The organism is Pseudomonas sp. IAC-BECa141, assembly GCF_020544405.1.
Lineage (GTDB): Bacteria > Pseudomonadota > Gammaproteobacteria > Pseudomonadales > Pseudomonadaceae > Aquipseudomonas.
Genome location: NZ_CP065410.1, coordinates 2190087 through 2214686, shown reverse-complemented (window position 1 = coordinate 2214686; position 24600 = coordinate 2190087). Strand labels below are relative to the sequence as shown.

Sequence of the window (24600 nt, the reverse complement as noted above, 5' to 3'; positions counted from 1 at the left end):
CCCGGACGGACGAGCGCCGTTGTGTCGCCAAAGGACTTATTTGGTGACCAGCTCGACCGGCGTTTCGATCACGCCATTTGCACCACTGTCGACTTTCTCGCCCTTGATGATTTTCAGCGCGGTCTCGATGCCAAACACCGCTTGTTTCGCGGCGTACTGGTCGGCAGTCGCCAGAACGCGGCCGTCCTTCAGCATTGGCTTGATGGCATTGATGTTGTCATAACCGACAACCTGCACCTGACCGGCCTTGCCGGCAGCGCGCACGGCGGAAACAGCACCCACGGCCATGCTGTCGTTACCGGCCAGCAGCGCCTTGACGTCCGGGTATTCGCTGAGAATCGAAGCGGCCACCTTGTTGCCTTTGTCGATTTCCCAATCGCCGGACTGCAGGGAAACAACCTTGATCTGCGCAGCTTCCATCGCATCCTTGAAGCCAGCAGTACGCTGCTGGGCGTTGGTCGTCGTGGAGACACCTTCAATGATGCCGACTTCGTCACCGGCCTTCAGTTGCTTGGCCAGGTATTCGCCCACCAGACGCGCGCCCTTGCGGTTGTCCGGACCTACGAACGGAACGCTGATGTTTTTGCTTTTGATCACGGCCGGATCGAGCTGGTTGTCGATGTTGATCACGGTGATACCGGCATCGACCGCCTTTTTGATCACCGGCACCATCGCCTTCGAATCAGACGGTGCGATGACCAGAGCGTTGACCTTCGCCAGAATCATCTGCTCGACGATGCGCGTCTGCCCCGCCGTATCGGTTTCGTCCTTGATGCCGTTGGAGATCAAGTCGAAATCGGCGGAATGTTCTTTCTGGTAGGCTTTGGCACCGTCTTCCATGGTCAGGAAGAACTCGTTGGCCAGGGATTTCATGACCAGGGCGACTTTGGGTTTTTCAGGGGATTCGGCGAAAGCCGAAGAGACAGGCAGTGCGGCGGATGCGGCAGCCAGCATGGCGACAGCAAGAAGACGTCCAGCGAATGGCAGCTTCATGGGTTCACTCCGATCTTATGATTATTGTGAGCAACGCTTGCGCTGGCGTAAGCTCGTTGCACCCCACGATGATCAATCATCGCGAAGGCCGCGCAAACGTTTGCGTAGACCGAACTATGCGAATCACGCCGACATTTGTCAACAATCAGAAATCGGTATTGCGTTGCAGGGCGAATCCATCGATCCGCCCCTGGAGTGCTCAAGCCGTGGTGTTGACCACGTTACCGGCGGAGGAGCCCTTCGACATTTCCTTGACCAGTGCAGCGGAGACCTCCAGCAGCGCACCGCTGGTTTGGGCGATCTGCCCCTGGATTGACATCACCGCTTGCGACTTGGCTTCGGGCGTTGGATAACTCGCAGCCTGCGCGGCAGCCAGTTGCTGTTGCTGCTCCTGAAGCTGCTTTTGCAATTCCTGCATGCGTTTCAACAGCGTCTTGATAGTGACGCTCAGATTGTCACCGCCTTCAGCCTCGCGCGCGCTTGCTTCCTGGGCAGGACCACCGGTTCTGACCTGATTGGTTTCAACCTTCTCGATACCCAGTGCCTGAGCAGACGCGTCGGCTTCAGCTTCACTCATTGCATTGATCGTAGCAGCCGTTTTTCCGCCGATAGTGACCGCGCCGGGATTTGGCAAACCGATAGTCAATGACATTTGAACTCCTGAAAAATTGGATCCCTATCAAGACGCATCGGCTAACGCACCGTTTTCTTTAGCTGAGATCTGAAAAGCTGCCAGCTCAGGCTGTGGACGAGATTCGTAGTCCTTTTCGGTGAGCCGAACAAGAAAACATCCCGCGTTCGGAAACCCGGATGAGTGACGGAAGCTCACAGCCAGCCTTCGAATAAATCTTGATTTAAATCATAAGGTTAAACATTTCTCTGAAGCAGATTACGACTGGTACAGATCCTGCTCCCTACCTGCACCCCTGGCATTCAGATTGGCCCGGGGCGCATCTAGATGAACCTGCATCAGCACCGTCTCACTACTAGAGAGAAAAATAATGACATCTGCTTTGAAGAGTTTCGTTCCGGGCGCTTTGGCCCTTCTCCTGCTCCTGCCCACCGCCCTCCAGGCAAAAGAAGCTGAAACCCAGGCCAAACTGGCCAACGTGGTGGTACTGGCCACCGGTGGCACCATCGCCGGCGCTGGCGCCAGTGCAGCCAATAGCGCGACCTATCAGGCTGCGAAAGTGGGCATCGAACAATTGATCGCCGGCATCCCCGAACTGAGTACGCTGGCCAATGTGCGTGGCGAACAGGTCATGCAAATCGCCTCGGAAAGCATCACCAACGAAAACCTCCTGCAACTGGGTCGTCGCGTTTCCGAGCTGGCCGACAGCAAAGACGTCGACGGCATCGTCATCACCCACGGCACCGATACACTGGAAGAGACCGCGTACTTCCTGAACCTGGTGGAAAAAACCGACAAGCCGATCATCGTCGTCGGCTCCATGCGCCCGGGCACTGCCATGTCGGCGGACGGCATGCTGAACCTGTACAACGCCGTGGCCGTCGCCAGCAGCAAAGAGGCTCGCGGCAAAGGCGTACTGGTGACCCTGAACGATGAAATCCAGTCGGGTCGCGATGTCAGCAAGATGATCAACATCAAGACCGAAGCCTTCAAAAGCGCCTGGGGCCCGCTCGGCATGGTGGTTGAAGGCAAATCCTACTGGTTCCGTCTGCCAGCCAAGCGCCACACCATGGATTCGGAGTTCGATATCAAGAACATCAAGAGCCTTCCTGATGTAGAAATCGCCTATTCCTATGGCAATGTCAGCGACACCGCATACAAGGCTCTCGCCCAGTCCGGCGCCAAGGCGATCATCCATGCCGGCACCGGCAACGGTTCCGTTTCCTCCCGCGTGGTTCCGACCCTGCAAGCGCTGCGCAAGGACGGCGTGCAGATCATTCGCTCGTCACACGTCAATGCCGGCGGTTTCGTCCTGCGTAACGCCGAACAGCCTGATGACAAATACGACTGGGTGGTGGCTCACGACCTGAACCCACAGAAAGCCCGCATCCTGGCCATGGTCGCGCTGACCAAGACCAACGACAGCAAAGAGCTGCAACGGATGTTCTGGGAATATTGATTTGCCTTCGTCCGATCCTTTCCTGATCGGCCACTGGCTTCACCCTTCGTCAACCTGACGGAGGGTGAAGCTCCCGCCTCGCTCAAAGAAAAATTTCATCTGCGTGACATCAAAACCGGAAAACCATTGTCAGAGGATTTTCTTGAAATTTAAGCAGTTGCGAAAATGCCTACAGTTAAATACTGTATGCACGTACAGCTTAATAAGGATAACCTCGTGGTCACTTCCCCTGATGCTCCTGACGCTTACGAACGCATGGGCATGCGCGTTCAAAAAATTATCAACTCCCCCACCGCACAAAAAGCCAAAGCCGCACTGATCTTCCGCCTTCCGGACGAACCGGTGGATGAGTGGGAGCGCTTGCTGGAAGAGATCGACGAAAACGACAACGTCACCCTCGCCTACCGCGACGATGGCGGCGTGCAGATTTTCTGGGTTGTGCCGAAGGAAGATTGATTCAATGATTCTGCGTTTTGCTGCTGTGCTGTTGCTGTTCATTTCCGTGGGTGCGCAAGCTGGCGCGCCGCGTACTTTCACCGAGGCCAAGAAGGTCGCCTGGAAGCTGTACGCCCCACAATCCACCGAGTTCTATTGCGGGTGCAAATACACCGGCAACAAGGTCGATCTGGCCGCCTGCGGCTATGTCCCGCGCAAGAACGCCAAGCGAGCGGCCCGCATCGAATGGGAGCACATTGTTCCGGCCTGGGAGTTCGGCCATCAGCGCCAATGCTGGCAGGAAGGCGGACGCAAGAATTGCACCCGCTACGACCCGAGTTATCAGAAAGCCGAAGCCGACCTGCACAACCTGGTGCCGAGCATCGGCGAGGTGAATGGTGACCGCAGTAATTTCAGCTACGGTTGGCTGCCGGTCGAAAAAGGTCAGTACGGCTCATGCCTGACACAGGTTGACTTCAAGGCAAAGAAGGTCATGCCCCGCCCTTCGATTCGCGGCATGATCGCCCGCACCTACTTTTACATGAGCAAACAATATGGCTTGCGCTTGTCGAAGCAGGATCGGCAATTGTACGAAGCCTGGGACAAGACTTACCCGGTGCAAGACTGGGAACGCCAGCGAAACCAGAGCGTGGCGTGTGTGATGGGACGCGGCAACGATTTCGTCGGCCCGGTGAACCTAAAAGCCTGCGGATGATTGCTTGATCAAAAGAAAAGGCCTTGAGCGATAAACTCAAGGCCTTTTTTTGCTCAACCGCCGGACTTGTTGTAACGCCAGTAACCCATCAGATTGAGTGATTCGCGAGGGATGCCGCGCTCCTTTATCAGGTATTTGCGCAGGCTCATGACCGCCGCGGATTCTCCTGCGACCCAACCATAGAATCCCTCGCTGGCCGTATCGGCGATCTCCCACAGAATCTCTTCTTCGATGTCGACATCCGCCAGTTCGACCGCTTGCCCAACCGGCGATGCGTCAACAGGCAACGTCGCCTGCCGCACAGCCTCCACCATCAACGTACCCGCAGCCGCGTGATCGCGAATCAGCCATTGCACCGAAAGCCCGGGCCAGTCAGGAACGGCCAACATGTCATCACGACTTTCGACTTCAAAAAACGCCTGAGTCTGCGGCGGTTCAGCCAGCGTCGCCAGCTCTTCCAGAATTCCCATGGCGGCCGGCAATGCTGTCGCGTCGGCGACCAGGAGAAGTTGCTTGAGCGTTTGCGGAGGCTTCCATTCAAATCCCCCCGCCTCTTGTGCCGAGAATTGGCTGTCGGGGGCTAGAATCTGCATCGACTCGCCGGGCTGTGCTCGCAACGCCCATCGGGAGGCCGGGCCGGTCCCGCCGTGCAGGACGAAATCGATATCGACCTCACCTGACCCAGCGCGCAAATGACGGATGGTGTAGGTGCGCATCACCGGGCGACGATCAACCAGCATCGAGCGAAACCGGGCATACCACCCCTCCCCCTCAGAAAGCCTGGCGGGCGAACCGTCTGCTGCCGGAAAAAACAGTTTCACTCGCTGATCCGGTGCCCAGGTTGCCATCTCGGTGACAGCGGGGCTTGCGAGCGTGACTCGCATGAGATGCGGGCTCAACTGCTGCTTGTGACGCAAAACAACGTCGAACAACTTGTAAGGATTGGCGGAGGCCATGCGGAGCTCCTTTTGAGTGTCTTCAGTGATGGCTTTAAAAACGAATCACGTGGGACACCCTTTAGTCAGCTCCGCCGAATGGATCGCTTATTGCGCGGCCGTGCGCTCAAGTACCAGCGTCTCGATGTTCTGCTTCTTCGCCTTGATCAGCGCGGCATTCACATCCGCCTGACGCGCCTCGGCGTCAGCCTTCGAATTGAAAGGGCCAAGGAGAATCCGGGTCTTGCCGCTGGCGTCCTTGATGACACTGGCCACAAAGCCATGCTCGATCAGCCAGCCGCTGAGGTCGCTGACGGCTTGAGGTGTTTCACCGCGCACTTCGAGATCCCACTGCGGGCCCACCGCAGCAGGCGCCGTTACCGCCGCCGGTTTCGGCTTTTGCGCATCCACACTCTTGCCTTCGCCACATCCTGCCAGTGCCAGTGCCGCGACTACCCAGACCAATTTGCGCACAACGCTTCCCTCTGAATTTTCAAAGCGGCGATCTTAACATTCGAGAATAGTTTCTGAGCCCCGCAAAATGGGCACAAAACTACGAGATTGATGCTGGCGGCCCCTGTATAGTTACGCGCTGGGAATTAATGCCGCTGCTGCGCGTCAGAAAGAGGCACCCAAACAGTAAGACTTCGCACTAATCTATACGTACCACCGACCTCTGCACTGTCTGAATCAGGTGCCCTACAAAGCAATCAAGGAGAAGACCATGCTGATACTCACCCGCAAAGTCGGTGAAAGCATAAACATTGGTGATGACATCACGATCACCATTCTTGGCGTCAGCGGCCAGCAAGTTCGAATCGGCATCAATGCTCCAAAGAACGTTGCAGTGCACCGGGAAGAAATCTACCAGCGCATCCAGGCGGGCCTGACCGCACCGGACAAGCCACAAACGCCCTGAGCCCTATCGTAGTCAGTAGCCAGTTTTGCCTGCGCGCAATGACTGGCTAAAGATTCAAGCGCCGTATTGCCATTCCCCCACCTCCCTGGTGACGGCGCGCGCCACGCCCCTTCCTGCCTCAAGCCTTTTCGCAACCGATACTAACCTTCATTCAATGGGCTGGCTGTCGGACATTTCCGAATAGCAGCCGGGAATCTCGCCTGCTTAACCAAATGTGACGCCACGCGCCATCCCGGTAGCCGCCACGACCATCAATATCAACAGCAGCGCTTCGGCATGACTGATCCGCGCGAACACCTTTGCTCGCCCAGTATCAGGGGCAGTGCCGCGCGCCTTGGCCACGCGCCATTTGATCAGGGTGATCATCGGCAAAAGCTCCAGAAGCAGAATCAGCACAAACAACGTCATCTTTAGATGGAACAGCGGCTGGTGCAGGTAGTAATCGGTTCCCTTCTCATAACCTCCAAAAGCCCGCATGCCACCGGTGATAAGCAACACCAGCGCCGAAAGCCCCCATAGACTGTCGGCAAGCAATACGCGCCCCACCTCACCCGAGCCGGACGCCAGGCGGCTGAAAGACGTCCCACGGGTCAACACCGCCCAGAAACCCATGGCAAATGCCAGTAAATGTATCGCCGCAAGAAACCAGTGAACCAGCATCGATGTGCTCCCGTCCGGCAGAGTTGAAATCCGCCTGACAGTAGTAGTCGAAAAAGTGTGGACTTGCCTGTCACCCTTCCCGGAAACAGGAGCGAGCGAGACGAGAAACGGGCAGAGGTGTGGGAAAGGCAAATAGCAGGCAAAAAAAATCCCAAGCAGCTGATGGAAGCTTGGGATTTAAAAATGCATAAACCGTGGTGGTGAACGCGGGGCGGATATTACTGACTTATTCGTCTTGTAACAACGTATTTTTGATAACCGGATGGTTAATAAAATCCGTAACCCATTAAATATCCACACTATTTAAAAGGGAGATCGCGAAATCGGCGACGAATGGATCAAAATCCATCGCAGCCAATAAGCGCCTGACCCAGGATTTTACAAGAATGAGTCAGGATCGCCCGGATCAAGGTTCTTCACCGTTCCGCTGTGCGGATACCCGAGATTGATCAGCAGCTCTCGCATCAGCGAGTTGGACGTATCAGTCGTCCCACGCCGCAACGCCTGTTCGCACCGGAGACGACCACGAGACGTATGAACAACTCAGCGTGAAAATTTAGACCCAGGCATCCGTAGCCGGAGGGAGCGCTCATCTCGCATGCAGACCAGCACTCTCCCTGCTCTCACGACTCTTGCGACAGAAGCTATCTTTTCCATCGACTGAATCAATCTTCAACAAACTTTCAATATCGCCTGAACCCGCGCGCCTGAGTTGGCGAATCATGAATACATTCCTGCAAATGTGCCGGAGTGCAGCTGTGATCGACCGAACCGAAATTTGCAAATGCTGTGAAATCGCAGACAACAAAAAAGGGCCCACCTTTCGGTGAGCCCTTTCAGACCGCCCAGCAGAGCGGATTTTGTTTGGTAGGCGCGATTGGACTCGAACCAACGACCCCCACCATGTCAAGGTGGTGCTCTAACCAACTGAGCTACGTGCCTGCTGTGAGGCGGCATTCTACGGAATTCCGGAGGGGTGTCAACACCTTTTTTTCACCTAACCCTATGAATATGCAAAATATTTAATTTCGACCCGCCACAAGAAGATTTCCCGGTGGCTGGCGGAGGTTTTTCAACTGGGGTAGGATCGCCTCACTCGTAAAATATATTAAACAGAGGCTGCAGGATGGCGAACACCCCTTACCCAGAGTCTTATTACGCTGCGTCGGCCAACGCCGTACCACCACGCCCTGCCCTGCAGGATGACGTGGAGACGGATGTCTGTGTGATCGGTGCTGGTTACACGGGACTGTCCTCGGCTCTGTTCCTGCTTGAGAACGGTTTTCGCGTGACCGTGCTGGAGGCCGCCAAGGTTGGCTTCGGTGCTTCGGGGCGCAATGGCGGGCAAATCGTCAACAGCTACAGCCGTGACATCGACGTGATCGAACGTAGCGTCGGCCCAAAACAGGCACAATTGCTCGGGCAGATGGCGTTCGAGGGCGGCCGGATCATTCGTGAGCGCATCAGCAAGTACAACATTCAGTGCGACTTGAAGGACGGTGGCGTATTCGCCGCCCTCACCGCCAGGCAAATGGGCCACCTGGAATCGCAGAAGCGCTTGTGGGAACGCTTCGGCCACACCCAACTGGAACTGCTCGATCAACGCCGCATCCGCGAAGTGGTGGCTTGCGATCAATACGTTGGCGGCATGCTCGACATGAGCGGCGGCCACATCCACCCGCTTAACCTTGCTTTGGGCGAAGCCGCTGCCGTGGAATCCCTGGGCGGTACCATCTATGAACAGTCGCCGGCCGTGCGCATCGAACGCGGCGCCAATCCGATCGTGCACACGCCGCAGGGCAAAGTCAGGGCCAAATTCATCATCGTCGCCGGCAACGCCTACCTCGGCAATCTGGTGCCGGAACTGGCGGCCAAATCGATGCCGTGCGGTACTCAGGTGATCACCACCGAGCCATTGGGCGATGAGCTGGCGAAATCCCTCCTGCCACAGGACTACTGCGTCGAAGACTGCAATTACCTGCTCGACTACTACCGCCTCACCGGCGACAAACGCCTGATCTTCGGCGGTGGCGTGGTGTATGGCGCGCGGGATCCGGCGAACATCGAGGCGATCATCCGCCCAAAAATGCTCAAGGCCTTCCCGCAGCTCAAGGACGTGAAGATCGACTACGCTTGGACCGGCAATTTCCTGCTGACCCTGTCGCGCCTGCCGCAGGTCGGACGCCTGGGCGACAATATCTATTACTCCCAGGGTTGCAGCGGCCACGGCGTGACGTACACGCATCTGGCCGGCAAGGTATTGGCCGAGGCACTGCGCGGACAAGCCGAGCGCTTCGATGCATTTGCCGATCTGCCGCACTACCCGTTCCCCGGCGGGCAACTGCTGCGCACACCATTTGCCGCACTGGGCGCGTGGTACTACGGACTGCGCGACAAGCTCGGTTTCTGAGCAAAAAAAGGGCCGCTGAACAGCGGCCCTTTTAACATCCGGCATCAATCACAACTGATCCCGCGCGATCCCGTTGCGAATCCGCAGGATATCCGCCAGCACCGCCAAAGCGATTTCAGACGGGGTCTTGCTGCCCAGATTAAGGCCGATCGGCGCATGAATCCGCGCCAGCTCGCTCTCCCCCAGACTACCGATCCGGCGCAAGCGCTCGAAGCGCTTCTGTGACGTCTGCAACGACCCCATCACGCCGATGTAGAAAGCCTCGGTGCGTACGGCCTCCATCATCGCCAGATCGTCGATGCGCGGATCGTGGGTCAACGCCACCACCGCCGTATCACGGTGGCACCCGCCATCGGCGATGAACACCGACGGCAGTTGCCGGCGAATCTCCACACCGCTGAGCGATACGCCTTCCAGTACTTCATCACGCGGGTCGCAGAGAATCACTTCGAAGCCGAGACCGACCGCGAACTCCGCACAGGCCTGCGCCACGCTGGAATACCCCGCCAGGAGCAAACGCTGAGCGGCACCGATGCGAATCCGCACCCGGTCGATTTCACGCTCGATCCGTGCACCTTGCTCGCGATCGGCAAACAGGCTACGCGCGCCCGTGGCCAGATCGACCTCGCGAATCAATCGACGCTGCCCCAGCAATGCCGATTCGAGTTCACGCAGGTGCGCCTGCACATCGCAGTCGGCGTCAAATTTCTCTACCAGCACGTCGAGAATGCCACCGCACGGCAGGCTGACCCGCGAGCGCGGATCGTCACCTTCGCCATAACCCACGACGTTGATCGCATCGAGAAACGCACCTTCGGCGACGCGCTCGAGAAAGTCTTCCTCGACGCAACCACCGGACAGCGACCCGATCCACTGCCCGCCGTCGTTCACCGCCAGCAGCGAACCCGGCGCGCGCGGCGCCGAACCGTAGGTCGTCAGGACGGTGCAGAACCAGATGCGCTGCCCCGCCGTCGCCCACTCCAGCGCCCGACGCACGACCTGCAGATCGAGATGCTGCATGATCAGTGCGCCTTGTGTTCGATGGACGGGGCGTTAGCCTGAAGCTTCTGCACATCGCCGACCGCCAACTCGGCCGATTGACCACCCCAACCCTGGCGCAGATAGTTCAGCAGATCGGTCAGCTGTTCGGCACTGAGCTTGTCGGCAAAACCCGGCATTGGCTGCATGTGTTCGAACCCGGCGAATTTCTGTTCGCCGATACCATCCTCGATCACTCGCAACAGGTTGCGCGGGTCTTCCAGGCGCAGCGTAGTGTTGCCGCGCATGGCCACCGCGATGTGCGGCTTGCCCTCGCCCCCCGCCGCGTGACAGCCGGCGCAGACGTTCAAGTATTCCTGTCGGCCGCGTTGAGCGCTGGCACTGAGTTTTTCCAGGGGCACTTCGGTCAGTTCTTTTGCCGCCGGCGGCTTGTCGCCGAGCAGGAAGGTTGCCATCGCTGCCAGATCCGGATCATTCAGGCCCTGAGTGCTGTTGTGGAACACCGGGAACATCTCGTTGAACATCGTGCCCTGGGCGCTCATGCCGTGCTTGAGGAACGTGCTCAGGTCTTGATGATTCCAGCCGCGCGCCGCCAGATCAGTGGCCAGCAGGCTCGGTGCCAGATAGCCATTGAGGATGCCGCCAATCAGGCGCTTGTCCAACTGCATCGCGCCCGGAAGGCCGCGTGGCGTGTGGCATTCGCCGCAGTGGCCGAGCACTTCGACCATGTACTGGCCGCGTTTCCAGGCGTCGCTTTTTCCTTCGGCCGGCTCCAGCTTCAAGGCTTTGCCGTACATCATGTTCCAGCCGATCAAGCCCGGACGGACGTTGAACGGAAAGCTCAGACTCGTCACCGGCGCTGCACGCTCAATCGGCTCGATGGTTTTCAGATACGCATGAATCGCATCCGAATCGGCACGCGGCATCAAGTGATACGAGGTATACGGCATCGCCGGGTACAGATTGGCGCCGTCACGACGCTTGCCTTCGGTGAGCGCGGCGAAGAACTCTTCATCGGTGTAAAGACCGATGCCGTGCTCCTTGCTTGGAGTGATGTTGGTGCCATAGATCGTGCCGAACGGCGACACGATCGGCAGGCCGCCGGCAAACGGCGCGCCGCCTGGTGCTGTATGGCAAGCCATGCAGTCGGCAGCGCGGGCGAGGTATTCGCCGCGCTTGACCTGATCATCCGCGTGCACCGCCAACACAGGCACGGCCAGCCCGACCGCCAGGGTCAGGCGGGTCAGTAATTGCTTCATGCTTAACCCTCCTTGACCAGGCCGAGATCGGTCAGCACATTGCGGGTGGCGTTGTAGTAACGCACGTACCCGGTGCAACGGCAGACGTGATGGCCGAGGCTGTCCTCGATGACTTGTTCCAGTTTGCTTTTGACGATCGGCTGGCGTTGCAGCTTTTCCACCAGCACGGTTGCGGCGTTGACGAAGCCCGGGGCGCAGTAGCTGCACTGGAAGGCGAATTCGTCGACGAAACGCTGCTGGATCGGGTTCAGTTCGATGACCTGGCCTTGCTCGTCACGTTTGGCGTGGCCTTCGATGGTGCGGACTTTCTTGCCCTCGAAGTAATGCGCGCCGGTGATGCAGGTGCGCACTTCTTCGCTGGTGCCGTCCGGGTTGTCGACGATCACCACGCAGGCGTGACAGATGCCTTGCCCGCAACCCAGGCGCGAGCCGGTGAGGTTCTTGTATTCGTGCAGATAATCGATCATCGGCAGGTCATCAGGGATGTCCACCGGGCCGACGGATTGACCGTTGAGGGTCAGTTGAAGCGGACGGTTAGCCATTGAGGGCCTCCTTGATGCGCGCAGCAGTGATTGGCAAATCGCGAACACGTTTACCGATGGCGTGGGCCACGGCGTTACCGATGGCACCGACCACCGGGATCATCACCACTTCGGCAATGCCTTTGGACGGGTCGCTTGAGGACAGCGGCGGCAGGATTTCCGACGTCTGCTTCCACACCGCCACATGGCGCGCCATCGGCAGGCGATAACGGTTGAAGTTCCAGTCACCCTCCCCCGGCCCGCCTTCGTACAGCGGCATCTCTTCCATCAAGGCGTGACCGATGCCCATGGCGATTCCGCCTTCGAGCTGGCCACGCACCAGTTCTTCGACCAGTACTCGACCGCATTCCAGCCACGAGTGATGGTTGAGCACTTCGACTTCTGCCGAACCTTTGTTGACCTTCAACTCGACCAGCGTTGCGACCGGGCTGTAGTAGGTCACGGCGGCGTTGTTCAGTTGAACCACCGGATAGGCGATGTTCTGCCGATCCAGCAGGTGGAAACCGGCACTGGTCATCTGTGCCTTTTTCGCTTTTGGCGCACCATCACCGTATTTCACCGCCAGACCGTCGAGCGGCAGACGTTCGCGCACGCCGTCGATGCTGTATTCAGCTTCTGCCCAGCTCCAGCGGTTGAAACCGTGAACCGTGGCGCCAGTGACCAGACCGCGCTCGTGAGCACGCTTGGCCAGCTCTTCGAAGGTCAGCGGCTGCATGCCGTTGGCAGTGAGTTTGCCGTCAACCCAATGCGCATCTTCGCGGCGTACCACGTAGGGGTTGGCCTGGCCGCCGTATGGGCCCTGACGCCAGATCTCCAGCGCTGCCGGCCACAGACCGTGGTTGAACAGCACGCGCGCCGCTTCACGGGTGGCGTGGCTGAAGTAGTAGGCAGAGTTGGTCGCGGACGACGCGGAAGCCAGCTTGCCGACCCAACGCGGATTGCGCAGGAAGTTGTCCTGCTCGGCCTGGCTCATGATGTAAGGGTTGCCGGCGGTCACTAGCTGCAGTTCATCCCACTCGGTTTCACCGGTCTTCACATCGTGAGCCGCGCTGCCGAGGAAGTCAGCCACCACCAACGCTTGCGAGGTGGACATGCCGGTACCGATCTCGATACCGATGTGCCGCAGGGAAATGCGCCCGTCGGCGGTGAACTCGATGCTGGCCATCGGCGCTTCGGAACCGGTGCCGAAGTCTTTCTGGCAAATGGCGAAACCTACGCCATACCAGTTGTCCGGGTCTGCCGCTTCACGCTGTTTCTTGATCGCGTCGCGGTTTTTCCAGACTTCGTGCAGCGAAGCCTTGTCGAGAATTTCGTGCAGGCGCAACGCACCGGCCGGGATCGCACCCTGGGTGTTTTTCATCCCAGAACGCAGTGCGTTCTTGCGGCGCAGATCAATCGCGTCGACACCAAGGCGATCGGCAATTTCGTCGACCATCATCTCGGTGGAAGCCATGCTCTGCAGCGTGCCGTAGCCGCGCATCGAACCCGCCTCAACCGCGCGGGAATGGTAAGCGGTGACCTGCAGGTCGTTCTGCGGCATGTAGTAGATTGACTGCGCCGCCGTGGCGCCAACGGCCGCTACCGACGGGCTGTAGTTGATCCGGCCGCCACCGTCGACGCTCATTTCGGCGCGGAAAATCTTGAAGCTGTGGTCGGTCTTGTCCACCGCCAACTGGTAGCGGATGTCGAACGGGTGACGCTTGATGCCGCTCTGGAACTGCTCGTAGCGGTCGTTGGCCAGGCGAATCGGCACACCTGCGCCGTACAACGCCGCCAGAGCCGCGTAGTAGACGAAAATGTTGTGGTCCTTGGAACCGTAACCGACGGTGTAACCCGGGTGCATGTTCAGGTTCGCCAGGCCGAAACGCGACGGCCCGATCATCTTCGCGGTCTCGGTAGCGGTTTCCAGCGGACATTGGGTGGCGACGACGAAATGCAGGGTCTTGGTCGCCGGGTCGTACCAGCCGTTACCGTTGTCCGGTTCCATTGCGGCCGGTTCGATCGACGGGGTTTTGTAGCGCTCGTCGAACACCAGCCAGTTGTCCGGCGGGGTGTCGATCTCTTTCTTCATGCGGTCGGCGTAAAACAGGCCGCGCTCGGTCAGGTTGCCGTGCAGGTTCGGCTGAGAATTCCACACCGGACGACGGTTTTTCAGCATCGGGAACAGGATCGAATCCTTGAGGCTGGCGAACTCATCCTCGTCCGCCGACGTCGGGCCACCGACGCGCACGTAGCGGAAACTGCCATAGGGATCGCCTTCGTAGAACGGTACTTGGGCACCGTAACGAATTGCCTTGTCATTGAATTTGAGTTTGTTCTTGGCCTGGCGGAAACGCTCGAAGTCGTTCCAGATCAGGATCGCGACCGGGTGACCGATGAACATCGGTACCTTGCCTTCCGGCAGTAGAGGATCCGGCGCGTGCTCTTCAGGGAACACGATGCCGTCCTTGTCCAGATCGGCGGCGGTAACGATACGATCAGGCTGCAGATCGGCCCCGAGCCACGACAGGTCGTATCCGTCGTAGATGCGGTCGGCCTTGATGGTTTTCAGCAACATGGCGTGGCCTTGCTGCTGGGGCCAGCCCGGCATGTCCTTGGAACGGATGTCGCGGGCAAATACCTTGCTGCCGCAGACCTTGGACAAGGCATCGTTACGCTGGCGTGCCTTGCCATTGTTGCCGAGCCACTGCTCGGACGGCACGGTCACGCTGTTTTCCATCAAGGCACCGAGCGCCTGACTGCTGAGCGGTGTGAGTGTAACGCTCACACCCGCCACCAGCCCGCCCTGAAGGAACGAGCGCCGGGATATTTCACGGTTGGACATGGATCATCCTCTGGACGGTTATGGATCCGCCCTTCTGGTTATCTACTGGGAATCTCGAGTCTTGCAGAAGCCCTTTTTGGCTAAACAAAGGGCGTGATGACAGTGCAAAGCTGACCGAAAGGTTAACTTTAAAGGTTTCTGGGCTCGCAGCAAACAACCAGTTACAAAAATTTGACCAAAGAATCAAAATCAATGCGGCATTGCAGCGCAGCGGCCCGTGGCCGCAGGCCAGATTGCGCGGCAGCATCGAACGAGCCACGGCTCGCGCTCATCGCCGGCTAAAGAGGAGAAGTTTGGGAAAGGTCAAATTTCAGACACAAAAAACCCCGGTCTTTCGACCAGGGTCTTTGCTATCGATTCCGAATCAACCAGAGGTTGCTTTCGGTGTCTCAAGGCGTTCAGTAGTCCTTGAAACAGATATGGCGCAGCGGACGGGACTCGAACCCGCGACCCCCGGCGTGACAGGCCGGTATTCTAACCGACTGAACTACCGCTGCGTATCGCTTTGAGCTTGAACTCAAGTAACTCGTTTGACTGAAAGCTTCGGTGCTTTTCAATCGCGAACCAGACATTGCCTGATTCGTTAAATATGGCGCAGCGGACGGGACTCGAACCCGCGACCCCCGGCGTGACAGGCCGGTATTCTAACCGACTGAACTACCGCTGCGCGTCGGTGCAGGCACTTTCAGCCTACGTTCTTGCTTACGCAAGTATCTCGGGAGTGGTGGGTGATGACGGGATCGAACCGCCGACATTCTGCTTGTAAGGCAGACGCTCTCCCAGCTGAGCTAATCACCCGTTTGCATCTCCGAGGCCGCGAAATTTACGCAGGTAGCGAACCTAAGTCAATAGCAGGATTGAAGTTTTTCTAAAAAAGACGAAATTGCTTCATTCCGTATAAATCATCTTCTTGGTCATGCCGCCATCGACCACGAATTCCTGCCCGGTCACAAACCCTGCATTCTTCGACAGCAACCACGCCACCATCGCCGCAACGTCCTCAACCGTACCTACCCTGCCCGCAGGATGCTGGGCATGATCGGTATCGCTCAGCGGCTCCGCGCGTCGGGCAGAAGGGTCCCGCGCATCGATCCAGCCCGGGCTGACCGCATTGACGCGAATCTCCGGCCCCAGACTGACCGCCAGCGCGTGCGTCAGTGCCAGCAATCCGCCCTTGCTCGCGGCATATGCCTCCGAATCCGGTTCCGACTGCGCCGCACGGGTCGAGGCCAGATTGACGATCGCCCCGTTGTGCGCACGCAGATACGGCGCGCAGTGCTTGGCCAGCAACATCGGCCCACCGAGGTTCACTGCCAGCACCCGATTCCAGTAAGCCAGATCGAGGCTTTCCAGCGTGATGTTGTGCGGATCGGCCACGGCAGCATTGCACACCAGCGCATCCAGGCGGCCAAACTGCCCGAGCACTTCCGCGACTCCGAGCGCCACCTGACTTTCGTCCGCCACGTCCATGGCGATGAACCAGGCGTTTTCGCCCAGCACCTTTGCCACTTTCGAACCCCGCGCACGATCCAGGTCCGTCAGCACCACCTGCCAGCCTTCGCTGATCAGCCACGCTGCGATTCCCAGACCTATCCCGCGCGCAGCACCCGTGACCAATGCAACGCGGCCATGGGTGCCAGTCTTCGGCGTAGGCAACTCGATCACAACGCCGCCAGGCCGCGCGACAGGTCGGCTTGCAGGTCAGCCACGTCTTCCAGACCGACCGCAATGCGGATAAGACTGTCACGAATCCCGGCAGCTTCACGTTCCTGCGGCGCCAGACGGCCGTGGGACGTCGTGCTCGGGTGAGTGATGGTGGTCTTGCTGTCACCGAGATTGGCGGTGATCGAAATCAAACGGGTCGCATCGATGAAACGCCAAGCGCCCTCTTTGCCACCCTTCACCTCAAAACTGACAACTGCGCCGAAGCCTTTTTGTTGACGCCGAGCCAACTCGTGTTGCGGATGGCTCTTGAGACCGGCGTAATGCACCTTCTCGATGCCGTCCTGCTGCTCCAGCCATTCAGCCAGTTGCTGGGCGTTGGCGCAGTGCGCCTTCATCCGCAGGTTCAGGGTTTCCAGACCCTTGAGGAAGATCCAGGCGTTGAACGGGCTCAGGGTCGGCCCGGCCGTCCTCAGGAAACCGACGACTTCTTTCATCTGCTCGCTGCGACCAGCAACCACGCCGCCCATGCAACGGCCCTGGCCATCGATGAACTTGGTGGCCGAGTGCACAACGATATCTGCGCCCAACTTCAGCGGCTGCTGCAAGGCAGGCGTGCAGAAGCAGTTGTCGACCACCAGCATCGCGCCCTTGGCGTGCGCGATTTCCGACAGCGCGGTGATATCCACCAGCTCAGCCAACGGATTGGACGGCGACTCGACGAACAGCAATTTGGTGTTGGACTTGATCGCTGCGTCCCAGGCCGACAGATCGGCCAACGGCACATAATCGACTTCCACGCCAAAACGCTTGAAGTACTTCTCGAACAGGCTGATGGTCGAGCCGAATACGCTGCGCGACACCAGCACATGATCGCCGGCACTGCACAGGCTCATCACCACCGCCATGATCGCGGCCATGCCGGTCGCCGTGGCCACCGCTTGCTCGGCGCTTTCCAGCGCCGCAATGCGCTCTTCGAACGCGCGGACGGTCGGGTTGGTGTAGCGCGAGTAAACGTTGCCCGGCACTTCCCCGGCAAACCGTGCGGCGGCGTCAGCGGCGGTACGGAACACGTAGCTGGAAGTGAAGAACATCGGATCACCGTGCTCGCCTTCCGGCGTACGGTGCTGACCGGCACGTACGGCCAGGGTATCGAACGCTACGCCTTCGAGGTCGCTGTCCAGCCGACCGGCATCCCATTCCTGACTCATGCTGTCACTCCTTGCCCTTTTCTCGATAAATAAAAAGTCTTTTGCCAGATACAAAACCGGCCCCTAAGGGCCGGTTGAAACTCAGTTGTTGTACAGATCAATGATCGCACTGACCGCCTGGGTCTTGACCTTCGAGGCATCGTTGCGTGCCTGTTCGATCTTGTTCAGGTAAGCCTCGTCGACGTCGCCGGTGACGTACTTGCCGTCGAACACTGCACAATCGAAGTTTTCGATCTTGATCTTGCCGCCACCAACCGCTTCGATCAAGTCAGGCAGATCCTGATAGATCAGCCAGTCGGCGCCGATCAGATCAGCCACATCCTGGGTCGAACGATTGTGCGCGATCAACTCGTGAGCGCTCGGCATGTCGATGCCGTAAACGTTCGGGAAGCGAACGGCCGGAGCCGCCGAGCAGAAGTAGACGTTTTTCGCGCCGGCTTCACGGGCCATCTGGATGATCTGCTTGCAGGTGGTGCCGCGAACGATCGAGTCGTCCACCAGCATCACGTTCTTGCCGCGGAATTCCAGCTCGATGGCGTTGAGCTTCTGACGTACCGACTTCTTGCGCGCAGCCTGGCCGGGCATGATGAAGGTACGACCGATGTAACGGTTCTTGACGAAGCCTTCGCGGAATTTCACGCCCAGATGGTTGGCCAGCTCCAGCGCGGCAGTGCGGCTGGTGTCCGGAATAGGGATGACCACGTCGATGTCGTGCTCCGGGCGCTCGCGCAGGATCTTCTCGGCCAGCTTTTCACCCATGCGCAGACGGGCCTTGTAGACCGACACGCCGTCGATGATCGAATCCGGACGCGCCAGGTAGACGTGTTCGAAGATGCACGGGGTCAGGGACGGGTTGGTCGCGCATTGACGGGTGTGCAGCTTGCCGTCTTCAGTGATGTACACCGCTTCGCCCGGCGCCAGGTCGCGAATCAGGGTGAAGCCGAGCACGTCCAGCGAAACGCTTTCGGAGGCGATCATGTACTCGACGCCTTCGTCGGTGTGACGCTGGCCGAACACGATCGGACGGATGCCGTGCGGATCACGGAAGCCGACGATGCCGTAACCGGTCACCATTGCCACGACGGCGTAACCACCGACGCAACGGTTGTGCACGTCGGTCACGGCGGCAAACACGTCTTCTTCGGTCGGTTGCAGCTTGCCGCGCTGGGCCAGCTCATGGGCGAACACGTTGAGCAACACTTCCGAGTCGGAACTGGTGTTGACGTGACGCAGATCGGATTCGTAGATCTCTTTGGCCAACTGTTCAACGTTGGTCAGGTTACCGTTGTGCGCCAGGGTGATGCCGTACGGCGAGTTGACGTAGAACGGCTGAGCCTCGGCCGACGTCGAGCTGCCGGCAGTCGGGTAACGGACGTGGCCGATACCCATGTGGCCGACCAGGCGCTGCATGTGACGCTGCTGAAACACGTCACGCACCAGGCCATTGTCCTTGCGCAAGAACAACCGGCCATCATGGCTGGTCACGATACCGGCAGCGTCCTGGCCGCGGTGCTGGAGCACGGTTAGCGCGTCATACAGCGCCTGATTGACGTTCGACTTACCGACGATACCGACGATGCCACACATGCGACGCAACCCCTACTTAATGGATCTGAACTGAACAACACTCACTGAGGCGTTTTGGCCGACGGCAAGAGTTGTTCCTTGAACGGAATATCAGCGGGTACGCTGATTCCGCTGGCAAGCCACTGACTGCTCCACCCAAGAATCAGGTTTTTGGACCAGTCTGCGACCAATAGAAACTTTGGCACGAGCTGTGATTCTTTCCACCACCCGTCCTGCTGTACCGGCCCCAGGCTCAATAGCCCGACCGCCACGACCACCAGCAACACGCCACGCGCAGCGCCGAAGGCCATGCCGAGGAATCGATCGGTCCCGGACAACCCGGTGACGCGAACCAACTCGCCGATAAGATAATTGATCATTGCGCCCACGATCAGTGTGGCGACAAACATGATGGCACAGCCCGTGATCACACGAGCCGACGGTGTTTCGATGTATCCGGCGAGGTACTCGGACAGTGAGCCACCGAACATCCAGGCAACAACTCCTGCGATGATCCAGGTCACCAGCGACAATGCTTCTTTGACGAAGCCGCGGCTCAAACTGATCAAAGCGGAGATGGCGATGATTGCAACGATCGCCCAGTCAACCCAGGTAAATGGCACAGTGCAGCCTACAGACGGATAAGGCGGCGCATTTTAGCAGAGCGCAGGGCTGTCGGTAAGCTGCGAATGTCAGTGCATTTCAATCGGGGCGATAGATTTCAGCCACGCTCAGGCTGGAAGCGCACCACAAACCCCTTCAGGTTCTGCTGGCGGCTCAAAAGATCACGCAGACGATCGGCTTCGGCGCGCTCGATCAGCGGACCGACGAACACCCGGTTCTTGCCATCGGCGGAACGGATGTAAGCGTTATAGCCCTGGCTACGCAGGGTTTTCTGCAGGCTTTCGGCGCTGGCGCGACTCGACAGACTGGCCAGTTGCACCGACCAGCTCACCGACAGGCCATTGGCGTCGACGCGGCTTTGAGTGGTATCAGGCTTGGTGGAAAGCGCGGCGATCGGCTGAGCAGGTGCTGTAGCAGGTTTTACCACCGGAGCGGGAGCCGGAGCCGGCGCAACCGGTTTGGCTACCGGCGCCGGAGCCGGGGCTGGTGCAGCGGAAGCAATCGGCGCTGCTGGCGCCGATTGCTCGGCGACTTCGTCATCGCTTGGTACTGGCTCTTGCGGCAGAACCTGCGGCTCGGGCACGGCCACGGTTTCCATCTGGATTTGCGCCACGGCAGGCGCTTGCGGCGCTGCCGGTGCCTCGACGGTTACCTGACGCTGTTCATCCTGACGGGAAAACAGCATCGGCAGGAAAATCACCGCCAGCGCCACCAGCACCAGGGCACCGACCATGCGCTGCTTGTACGCTTTATCCAGCAAAGCCATTTGCCGCTTCCTCCGTGGAGCGCCGAGACAGCCATTCGAGGGCCTCGGCGACACAATAAAATGATCCGAACAGCAAGATCTCGTCGTCGCTGGTGGCCACTGCACACTGCCCTTCCAAAGCGGCCGCCACGCTGTCATAAGACGTGACCGACGCGCCAAGGTTCTGCAGTGCAGCATTCAATTCGGCCACCGGACGCGCACGCGGCGAATCCAACGGCGCCACCGCCCAATGCTGGACGCTGGCATTCAATTCACCGATGACACCGTCCAGATCCTTGTCCGCCAACAGGCCGAACACCGCCAGACGCTTGCCGACCGGCGGACGCGCAGCCAGACGCCGCGCCAGATATTCCGCCGCATGCGGGTTATGGCCAACGTCCAGCAGCAGATTCAGACGCTTGCCATTCCATTCGAACGAACGACGATCAAGACGACCGACCACGCGAGTCGCCTGCAACGCCGCAACAATCTGCCCGGCATTCCATGGCAAACCGAGCAGCAGATAAGCCTGCAACGCCAGCGCGGCGTTCTCCATCGGCAGATCGAGCAAAGGCAAATCGTGCAGCTCGACGAGCTGACCCTCAGCATCGGTGCCGCGCCATTGCCAGAACTGATCCGTGATACCCAGATCGAAATCACGCCCGCGCAGGAAGAACGGGCAAGCCAGCTCGCGCGCCTTGTCCAGCAGGGGTTGTGGAGGATTCAGATCGCCGCACAGCGCGGGTTTGCCCTGACGGAAAATACCGGCCTTCTCGAAAGCCACGGATTCGCGGGTATTGCCCAGGTAATCGGCATGATCGACGCCAATGCTGGTGACCAGCGCGATATCGGCATCGACCACGTTGACCGTGTCCAGGCGCCCGCCCAGCCCGACTTCCAGCACCACCGCGTCGAGCCCGGCCTGTTGAAACAGCCAGAACGCCGCCAGGGTGCCCATTTCGAAGTAAGTCAGGGAAGTGTCGCCGCGCCCCGCCTCGACCGCTGCGAAGGCTTCGCACAACTGCGCATCAGTGGCTTCGACGCCATTGAGCTGCACCCGCTCGTTGTAACGCAACAGGTGCGGAGAATTGTAGACACCGACGTTGAGGCCCTGCGCCCGCAGCAATGAAGCCATGAAAGCGCAGGTCGAACCCTTGCCGTTGGTGCCAGTGACCGTAATCACCCGTGGCGCCGGCTGGCCCAGTCCCATGCGGGACGCTACCTGTTGCGAACGCTCCAGCCCCATGTCGATGGCCGATGGATGCAACTGTTCGAGGTAGGCGAGCCACTCGCCAAGGGTGCGCTCGGTCATACGTTGGCAGGCACCGGCGGAACGACGATCGGCTCAACAGGTGCAGCGACAAATGTCGGCGTGGGCTGACCAGTCAGCTGCGCCAACAGGTTGCCCAGACGCGGACGCAGCTCGCGACGGTCGATGATCAGGTCGATTGCACCGTGTTCCAGCAGGAATTCGCTGCGCTGGAAGCCTTCCGGCAGTTTTTCACGCACGGTCTGCTCGATTACGCGCGGACCGGCAAAGCCGATCAGGGCTTTTGGCTCGCCGACAATCACGTCACCCAGCATCGCCAGACTGGCGGAAACGCCGCCGTAGACCGGGTCGGTCAGCACGGAGATGAACGGAATGCCTTCTTCACGCAGACGCGCCAGCACAGCCGACGTCTTGGCCATCTGCATCAACGAGATCAGGGCTTCCTGCATCCGCGCACCACCGGAGGCGGAGAAGCAGACCATCGGGCAACGGTTTTCCAGCGCGTAGTTGGCGGCGCGCACAAAGCGCTCACCGACGATGGCGCCCATGGAGCCGCCCATGAAGCTGAATTCGAACGCCGAAACCACGACAGGCATGCCCAGCAGGGTGCCGCTCATGGAAACCAGCGCGTCTTTCTCGCCGGTCTGCTTCTGCGCAGCAGTCAGGCGATCCTTGTACTTCTTGCCGTCACGAAATTTCAGACGGTCAACCGGCTCCAGGTCGGCACCCAGCTCAACACGACCTTCTGCATCCAGGAAGATGTCGATGCGCGCGCGTGCCCCGATGCGCATGTGGTGGTTGCATTTAGGGCAAACGTCCAGGGTCTTTTCCAGCTCCGGACGATACAGCACGGCCTCGCAGGACGGGCATTTGTGCCACAGACCTTCAGGCACCGAGCTCTTCTTGACCTCGGAACGCATGATCGAAGGGATCAGCTTGTCTACCAACCAGTTGCTCATGCTTTCTTTCTCCAGTACCGGCGGCCCGAACGCTCTGGTTCGCGGCCCCGCGTATGCCCTTCAGCTAAATTCATGTGTGGCGATGATCGTCCGGGCTGCCGGGTCAGCGGAACTGACCTGCGTACACCCCGAAAAGACCCTCAGCCTCTTTTCTACAGAGCTGTGGACGGCGGCAGTCTGCCAGCCGTCACATCAGCGTACGGCGTTGATGAATGCACGAATCTTTGCGTGATCCTTGATGCCCTTGCTCGCCTCCACCCCACCGCTGACATCCACCGCATACGGCCGCACCCGGGCGACCGCATCGGCGACGTTCTCCGGCGTCAGGCCGCCGGCCAGAATCAACGGCTTGCTCAAGCCTTGCGGAATCAATGACCAGTCAAACGCTTCGCCGGTTCCGCCGGGCACGCCTTCGACATAAGTGTCGAGCAGCACGCCGCTGGCACTCGGGTAGGCATCGCAGGCGGCGGCAATGTCATCGCCCGCCTTGACCCGCAAGGCCTTGATGTATGGCCGGTGCCAGCCTTCACACTCGGCGGCGGTTTCGTCGCCGTGGAACTGCAGCAGATCCAGCGGCACGGCATCGAGGATTTCCCCAAGCTCGCAGCGGCTGGCATTGACGAACAGCCCGACCGTGGTCACGAACGGCGGCAAGGCGGCGATGATCGCCCGCGCCTGCTGCACGGTCACCGCCCGGGGACTTTTGGCGTAGAACACAAATCCGATGGCATCGGCCCCGGCCTCGACGGCTGCCAACGCATCTTCCATGCGGGTAATCCCGCAAATCTTGCTGCGAACGGCTGACATGTCGATAAAAACCCCAAGGCAAACCCGAGAAAGTCCCGGATGGTAACAAATGCGTTCGAGGGCGTCAGCCGTCAAGTTCCGAGAAACCCGTAAGGAAATGTGGCCCGATGAAACGCTCGGGCAACGGGAACTCGTCGTGGTACTCGACCTGCACCAGATACAGACCGAACGGATGCGCCGTGACGCCGCCGGAACGCCGCTCGCGACTCTCCAGCACTTCTTTCATCCACTCCACCGGCCGCTCGCCCGCACCGATGGTCATCAGCACGCCGGCGATGTTGCGAACCATGTGGTGCAGGAACGCGTTAGCGCGGATATCCAGAACGATCATTTTGCCGTGACGGGTCACGCGCAAGTGATGCATCTTCTTGATCGGCGACTTGGCCTGGCACTGGCCAGCACGGAAGGCACTGAAATCATGGGTACCGATCAGGTACTGCGCGGCTTCGGCCATGCGTTCGACGTCCAGCGGACGGTGATTCCAGGTGATCTCTTCGTTGAGATGCGCCGGGCGGATCTGATCGTTGTAGATCACGTAGCGATAGCGTCGGGCAATTGCCTTGAATCGCGCATGGAAATGCGCCGGCATGACCTTCGCCCAACTGACGCTGATGTCGTGGGGCAGATTGATGTTGGCGCCCATGACCCAGGCCTTCAGCGAGCGGTCGACCCGGGTATCGAAATGCACCACTTGCCCGCAGGCATGCACACCGGCGTCAGTGCGCCCGGCGCATTGCAGCGAGATCGGCGAATCGGCGACCTTCGACAGGGCGTTTTCCAGGGTTTCCTGCACGGTGAGCACACCGGTGGACTGGCGCTGCCAGCCGCTGTAGCGCGAGCCCTTGTATTCAACGCCCAGCGCGACGCGGAAAAAGCCTTCGGGGGCCATTTCGGCGGCCGGGTTATCTATGTTTGCCAAGTCGGTACAGCCTGCTGATCTACAAAGGCGGGCATTATAAGGCGGCGGGACGGGGA

At 59.4% G+C, this 24600-nt stretch carries 24 protein-coding genes and 4 tRNA genes; 5 read left to right on the top strand and 23 right to left on the bottom strand.

What is annotated here, in order from left to right; all coding sequences use genetic code 11:
- Positions 1-36 precede the first annotated feature (36 nt).
- Together I5961_RS10025 and I5961_RS10020 are read right to left on the bottom strand one after the other, a co-directional pair.
- Positions 37-993 carry a sugar ABC transporter substrate-binding protein gene (locus I5961_RS10025; protein ID WP_007956008.1) on the bottom strand — a complete coding sequence of 319 codons (957 nt, stop codon included), beginning with the start codon at positions 991-993 and terminating at the stop codon, positions 37-39.
- Positions 994-1192: 199 nt separating this feature from the next.
- Positions 1193-1645, bottom strand: coding sequence for a hypothetical protein (locus I5961_RS10020; RefSeq protein ID WP_227235090.1), 453 nt, complete (start codon positions 1643-1645; stop codon positions 1193-1195).
- 349 nt (positions 1646-1994) lie between these two features.
- Between I5961_RS10020 and I5961_RS10015 the strand changes: the two genes are divergently transcribed.
- The 3 genes from I5961_RS10015 (at position 1995) to I5961_RS10005 (ending at position 4233) form a co-directional block, all read left to right on the top strand.
- On the top strand, positions 1995-3083 hold the full coding sequence (locus I5961_RS10015) for an asparaginase (protein ID WP_007956004.1): 1089 nt from the start codon (positions 1995-1997) through the stop codon (positions 3081-3083).
- A 186-nt stretch (positions 3084-3269) separates the two neighbouring features.
- Positions 3270-3539 (top strand): DUF1654 domain-containing protein, encoded by a 270-nt coding sequence (locus I5961_RS10010; protein WP_371917949.1) that lies wholly within the window; start codon positions 3270-3272, stop codon positions 3537-3539.
- Between the two features lie 4 nt (positions 3540-3543).
- Positions 3544-4233: an endonuclease gene (locus tag I5961_RS10005; protein ID WP_227235088.1), complete on the top strand. Its 690-nt coding sequence runs from the start codon at positions 3544-3546 to the stop codon at positions 4231-4233.
- A gap of 53 nt (positions 4234-4286) precedes the next feature.
- Here I5961_RS10005 and I5961_RS10000 read toward each other — a convergent pair whose 3' ends face one another.
- Together I5961_RS10000 and I5961_RS09995 are read right to left on the bottom strand one after the other, a co-directional pair.
- A complete protein-coding gene (locus I5961_RS10000) occupies positions 4287-5189 on the bottom strand; it encodes a siderophore-interacting protein (protein WP_227235087.1) in 903 nt (300 codons plus the stop codon).
- A gap of 87 nt (positions 5190-5276) precedes the next feature.
- Positions 5277-5642 carry an SPOR domain-containing protein gene (locus I5961_RS09995; RefSeq protein WP_085701237.1) on the bottom strand — a complete coding sequence of 122 codons (366 nt, stop codon included), beginning with the start codon at positions 5640-5642 and terminating at the stop codon, positions 5277-5279.
- A gap of 250 nt (positions 5643-5892) precedes the next feature.
- Here I5961_RS09995 and csrA point away from each other — a divergent pair, with 250 nt between their 5' ends.
- The gene (csrA, locus tag I5961_RS09990) at positions 5893-6087 is read left to right on the top strand and encodes a carbon storage regulator CsrA (protein WP_003179932.1); all 195 of its coding nucleotides are present in this window, start codon (positions 5893-5895) and stop codon (positions 6085-6087) included.
- Between the two features lie 204 nt (positions 6088-6291).
- Here csrA and I5961_RS09985 read toward each other — a convergent pair whose 3' ends face one another.
- Positions 6292-6747 carry a DUF2214 family protein gene (locus tag I5961_RS09985; protein WP_085701238.1) on the bottom strand — a complete coding sequence of 152 codons (456 nt, stop codon included), beginning with the start codon at positions 6745-6747 and terminating at the stop codon, positions 6292-6294.
- Positions 6748-7612: 865 nt separating this feature from the next.
- A tRNA-Val gene (locus I5961_RS09980) sits at positions 7613-7689 on the bottom strand.
- A gap of 184 nt (positions 7690-7873) precedes the next feature.
- Between I5961_RS09980 and I5961_RS09975 the strand changes: the two genes are divergently transcribed.
- A complete protein-coding gene (locus tag I5961_RS09975) occupies positions 7874-9157 on the top strand; it encodes an NAD(P)/FAD-dependent oxidoreductase (RefSeq protein WP_227235085.1) in 1284 nt (427 codons plus the stop codon).
- A 48-nt stretch (positions 9158-9205) separates the two neighbouring features.
- Here the strand turns inward: I5961_RS09975 and I5961_RS09970 are convergent, their stop codons facing one another.
- The 17 genes from I5961_RS09970 to truA all read right to left on the bottom strand — a co-directional run bounded on the left by I5961_RS09970 (position 9206) and on the right by truA (position 24514).
- Complete coding sequence (locus tag I5961_RS09970; protein WP_227235083.1) at positions 9206-10177, bottom strand: XdhC family protein; 972 nt, start codon at positions 10175-10177, stop codon at positions 9206-9208.
- Between the two features lie 2 nt (positions 10178-10179).
- Positions 10180-11415, bottom strand: a complete 1236-nt coding sequence (locus I5961_RS09965) for a c-type cytochrome (RefSeq protein ID WP_227235082.1) — start codon at positions 11413-11415, stop codon at positions 10180-10182.
- A 2-nt stretch (positions 11416-11417) separates the two neighbouring features.
- Positions 11418-11957 carry a (2Fe-2S)-binding protein gene (locus tag I5961_RS09960; protein ID WP_227235080.1) on the bottom strand — a complete coding sequence of 180 codons (540 nt, stop codon included), beginning with the start codon at positions 11955-11957 and terminating at the stop codon, positions 11418-11420.
- Positions 11950-14781 carry a xanthine dehydrogenase family protein molybdopterin-binding subunit gene (locus I5961_RS09955; protein ID WP_227235079.1) on the bottom strand — a complete coding sequence of 944 codons (2832 nt, stop codon included), beginning with the start codon at positions 14779-14781 and terminating at the stop codon, positions 11950-11952. Before I5961_RS09955 ends, I5961_RS09960 begins: the two co-directional genes overlap by 8 nt.
- The gene (locus I5961_RS09950) at positions 14768-15040 is read right to left on the bottom strand and encodes a hypothetical protein (protein WP_227235077.1); all 273 of its coding nucleotides are present in this window, start codon (positions 15038-15040) and stop codon (positions 14768-14770) included. Before I5961_RS09950 ends, I5961_RS09955 begins: the two co-directional genes overlap by 14 nt.
- A gap of 161 nt (positions 15041-15201) precedes the next feature.
- A tRNA-Asp gene (locus I5961_RS09945) sits at positions 15202-15278 on the bottom strand.
- A gap of 93 nt (positions 15279-15371) precedes the next feature.
- A tRNA-Asp gene (locus I5961_RS09940) sits at positions 15372-15448 on the bottom strand.
- A 55-nt stretch (positions 15449-15503) separates the two neighbouring features.
- Positions 15504-15579: transfer RNA gene (locus tag I5961_RS09935), tRNA-Val, on the bottom strand.
- A gap of 90 nt (positions 15580-15669) precedes the next feature.
- Positions 15670-16446 carry an SDR family oxidoreductase gene (locus I5961_RS09930; RefSeq protein WP_085701257.1) on the bottom strand — a complete coding sequence of 259 codons (777 nt, stop codon included), beginning with the start codon at positions 16444-16446 and terminating at the stop codon, positions 15670-15672.
- Positions 16443-17654: an O-succinylhomoserine sulfhydrylase gene (locus I5961_RS09925; protein WP_085701258.1), complete on the bottom strand. Its 1212-nt coding sequence runs from the start codon at positions 17652-17654 to the stop codon at positions 16443-16445. Before I5961_RS09925 ends, I5961_RS09930 begins: the two co-directional genes overlap by 4 nt.
- Positions 17655-17735: 81 nt before the next feature.
- Complete coding sequence (gene purF, locus I5961_RS09920) at positions 17736-19241, bottom strand: amidophosphoribosyltransferase (protein ID WP_007956466.1); 1506 nt, start codon at positions 19239-19241, stop codon at positions 17736-17738.
- Positions 19242-19282: 41 nt separating this feature from the next.
- Positions 19283-19843 carry a CvpA family protein gene (locus I5961_RS09915; protein WP_085701259.1) on the bottom strand — a complete coding sequence of 187 codons (561 nt, stop codon included), beginning with the start codon at positions 19841-19843 and terminating at the stop codon, positions 19283-19285.
- 98 nt (positions 19844-19941) lie between these two features.
- Positions 19942-20610 carry an SPOR domain-containing protein gene (locus I5961_RS09910; protein WP_085701260.1) on the bottom strand — a complete coding sequence of 223 codons (669 nt, stop codon included), beginning with the start codon at positions 20608-20610 and terminating at the stop codon, positions 19942-19944.
- Positions 20594-21901, bottom strand: coding sequence for a bifunctional tetrahydrofolate synthase/dihydrofolate synthase (folC, locus tag I5961_RS09905; RefSeq protein WP_085701261.1), 1308 nt, complete (start codon positions 21899-21901; stop codon positions 20594-20596). The genes I5961_RS09910 and folC overlap by 17 nt, the downstream gene beginning before the upstream one ends.
- Positions 21898-22818, bottom strand: coding sequence for an acetyl-CoA carboxylase, carboxyltransferase subunit beta (gene accD, locus I5961_RS09900; protein ID WP_085701262.1), 921 nt, complete (start codon positions 22816-22818; stop codon positions 21898-21900). The genes folC and accD overlap by 4 nt, the downstream gene beginning before the upstream one ends.
- Before the next feature lie 192 nt (positions 22819-23010).
- The gene (locus tag I5961_RS09895; protein WP_085701263.1) at positions 23011-23625 is read right to left on the bottom strand and encodes a phosphoribosylanthranilate isomerase; all 615 of its coding nucleotides are present in this window, start codon (positions 23623-23625) and stop codon (positions 23011-23013) included.
- A 64-nt stretch (positions 23626-23689) separates the two neighbouring features.
- On the bottom strand, positions 23690-24514 hold the full coding sequence (gene truA, locus I5961_RS09890) for a tRNA pseudouridine(38-40) synthase TruA (protein ID WP_085701264.1): 825 nt from the start codon (positions 24512-24514) through the stop codon (positions 23690-23692).
- Between the last annotated feature and the right edge of the window lie 86 nt (positions 24515-24600).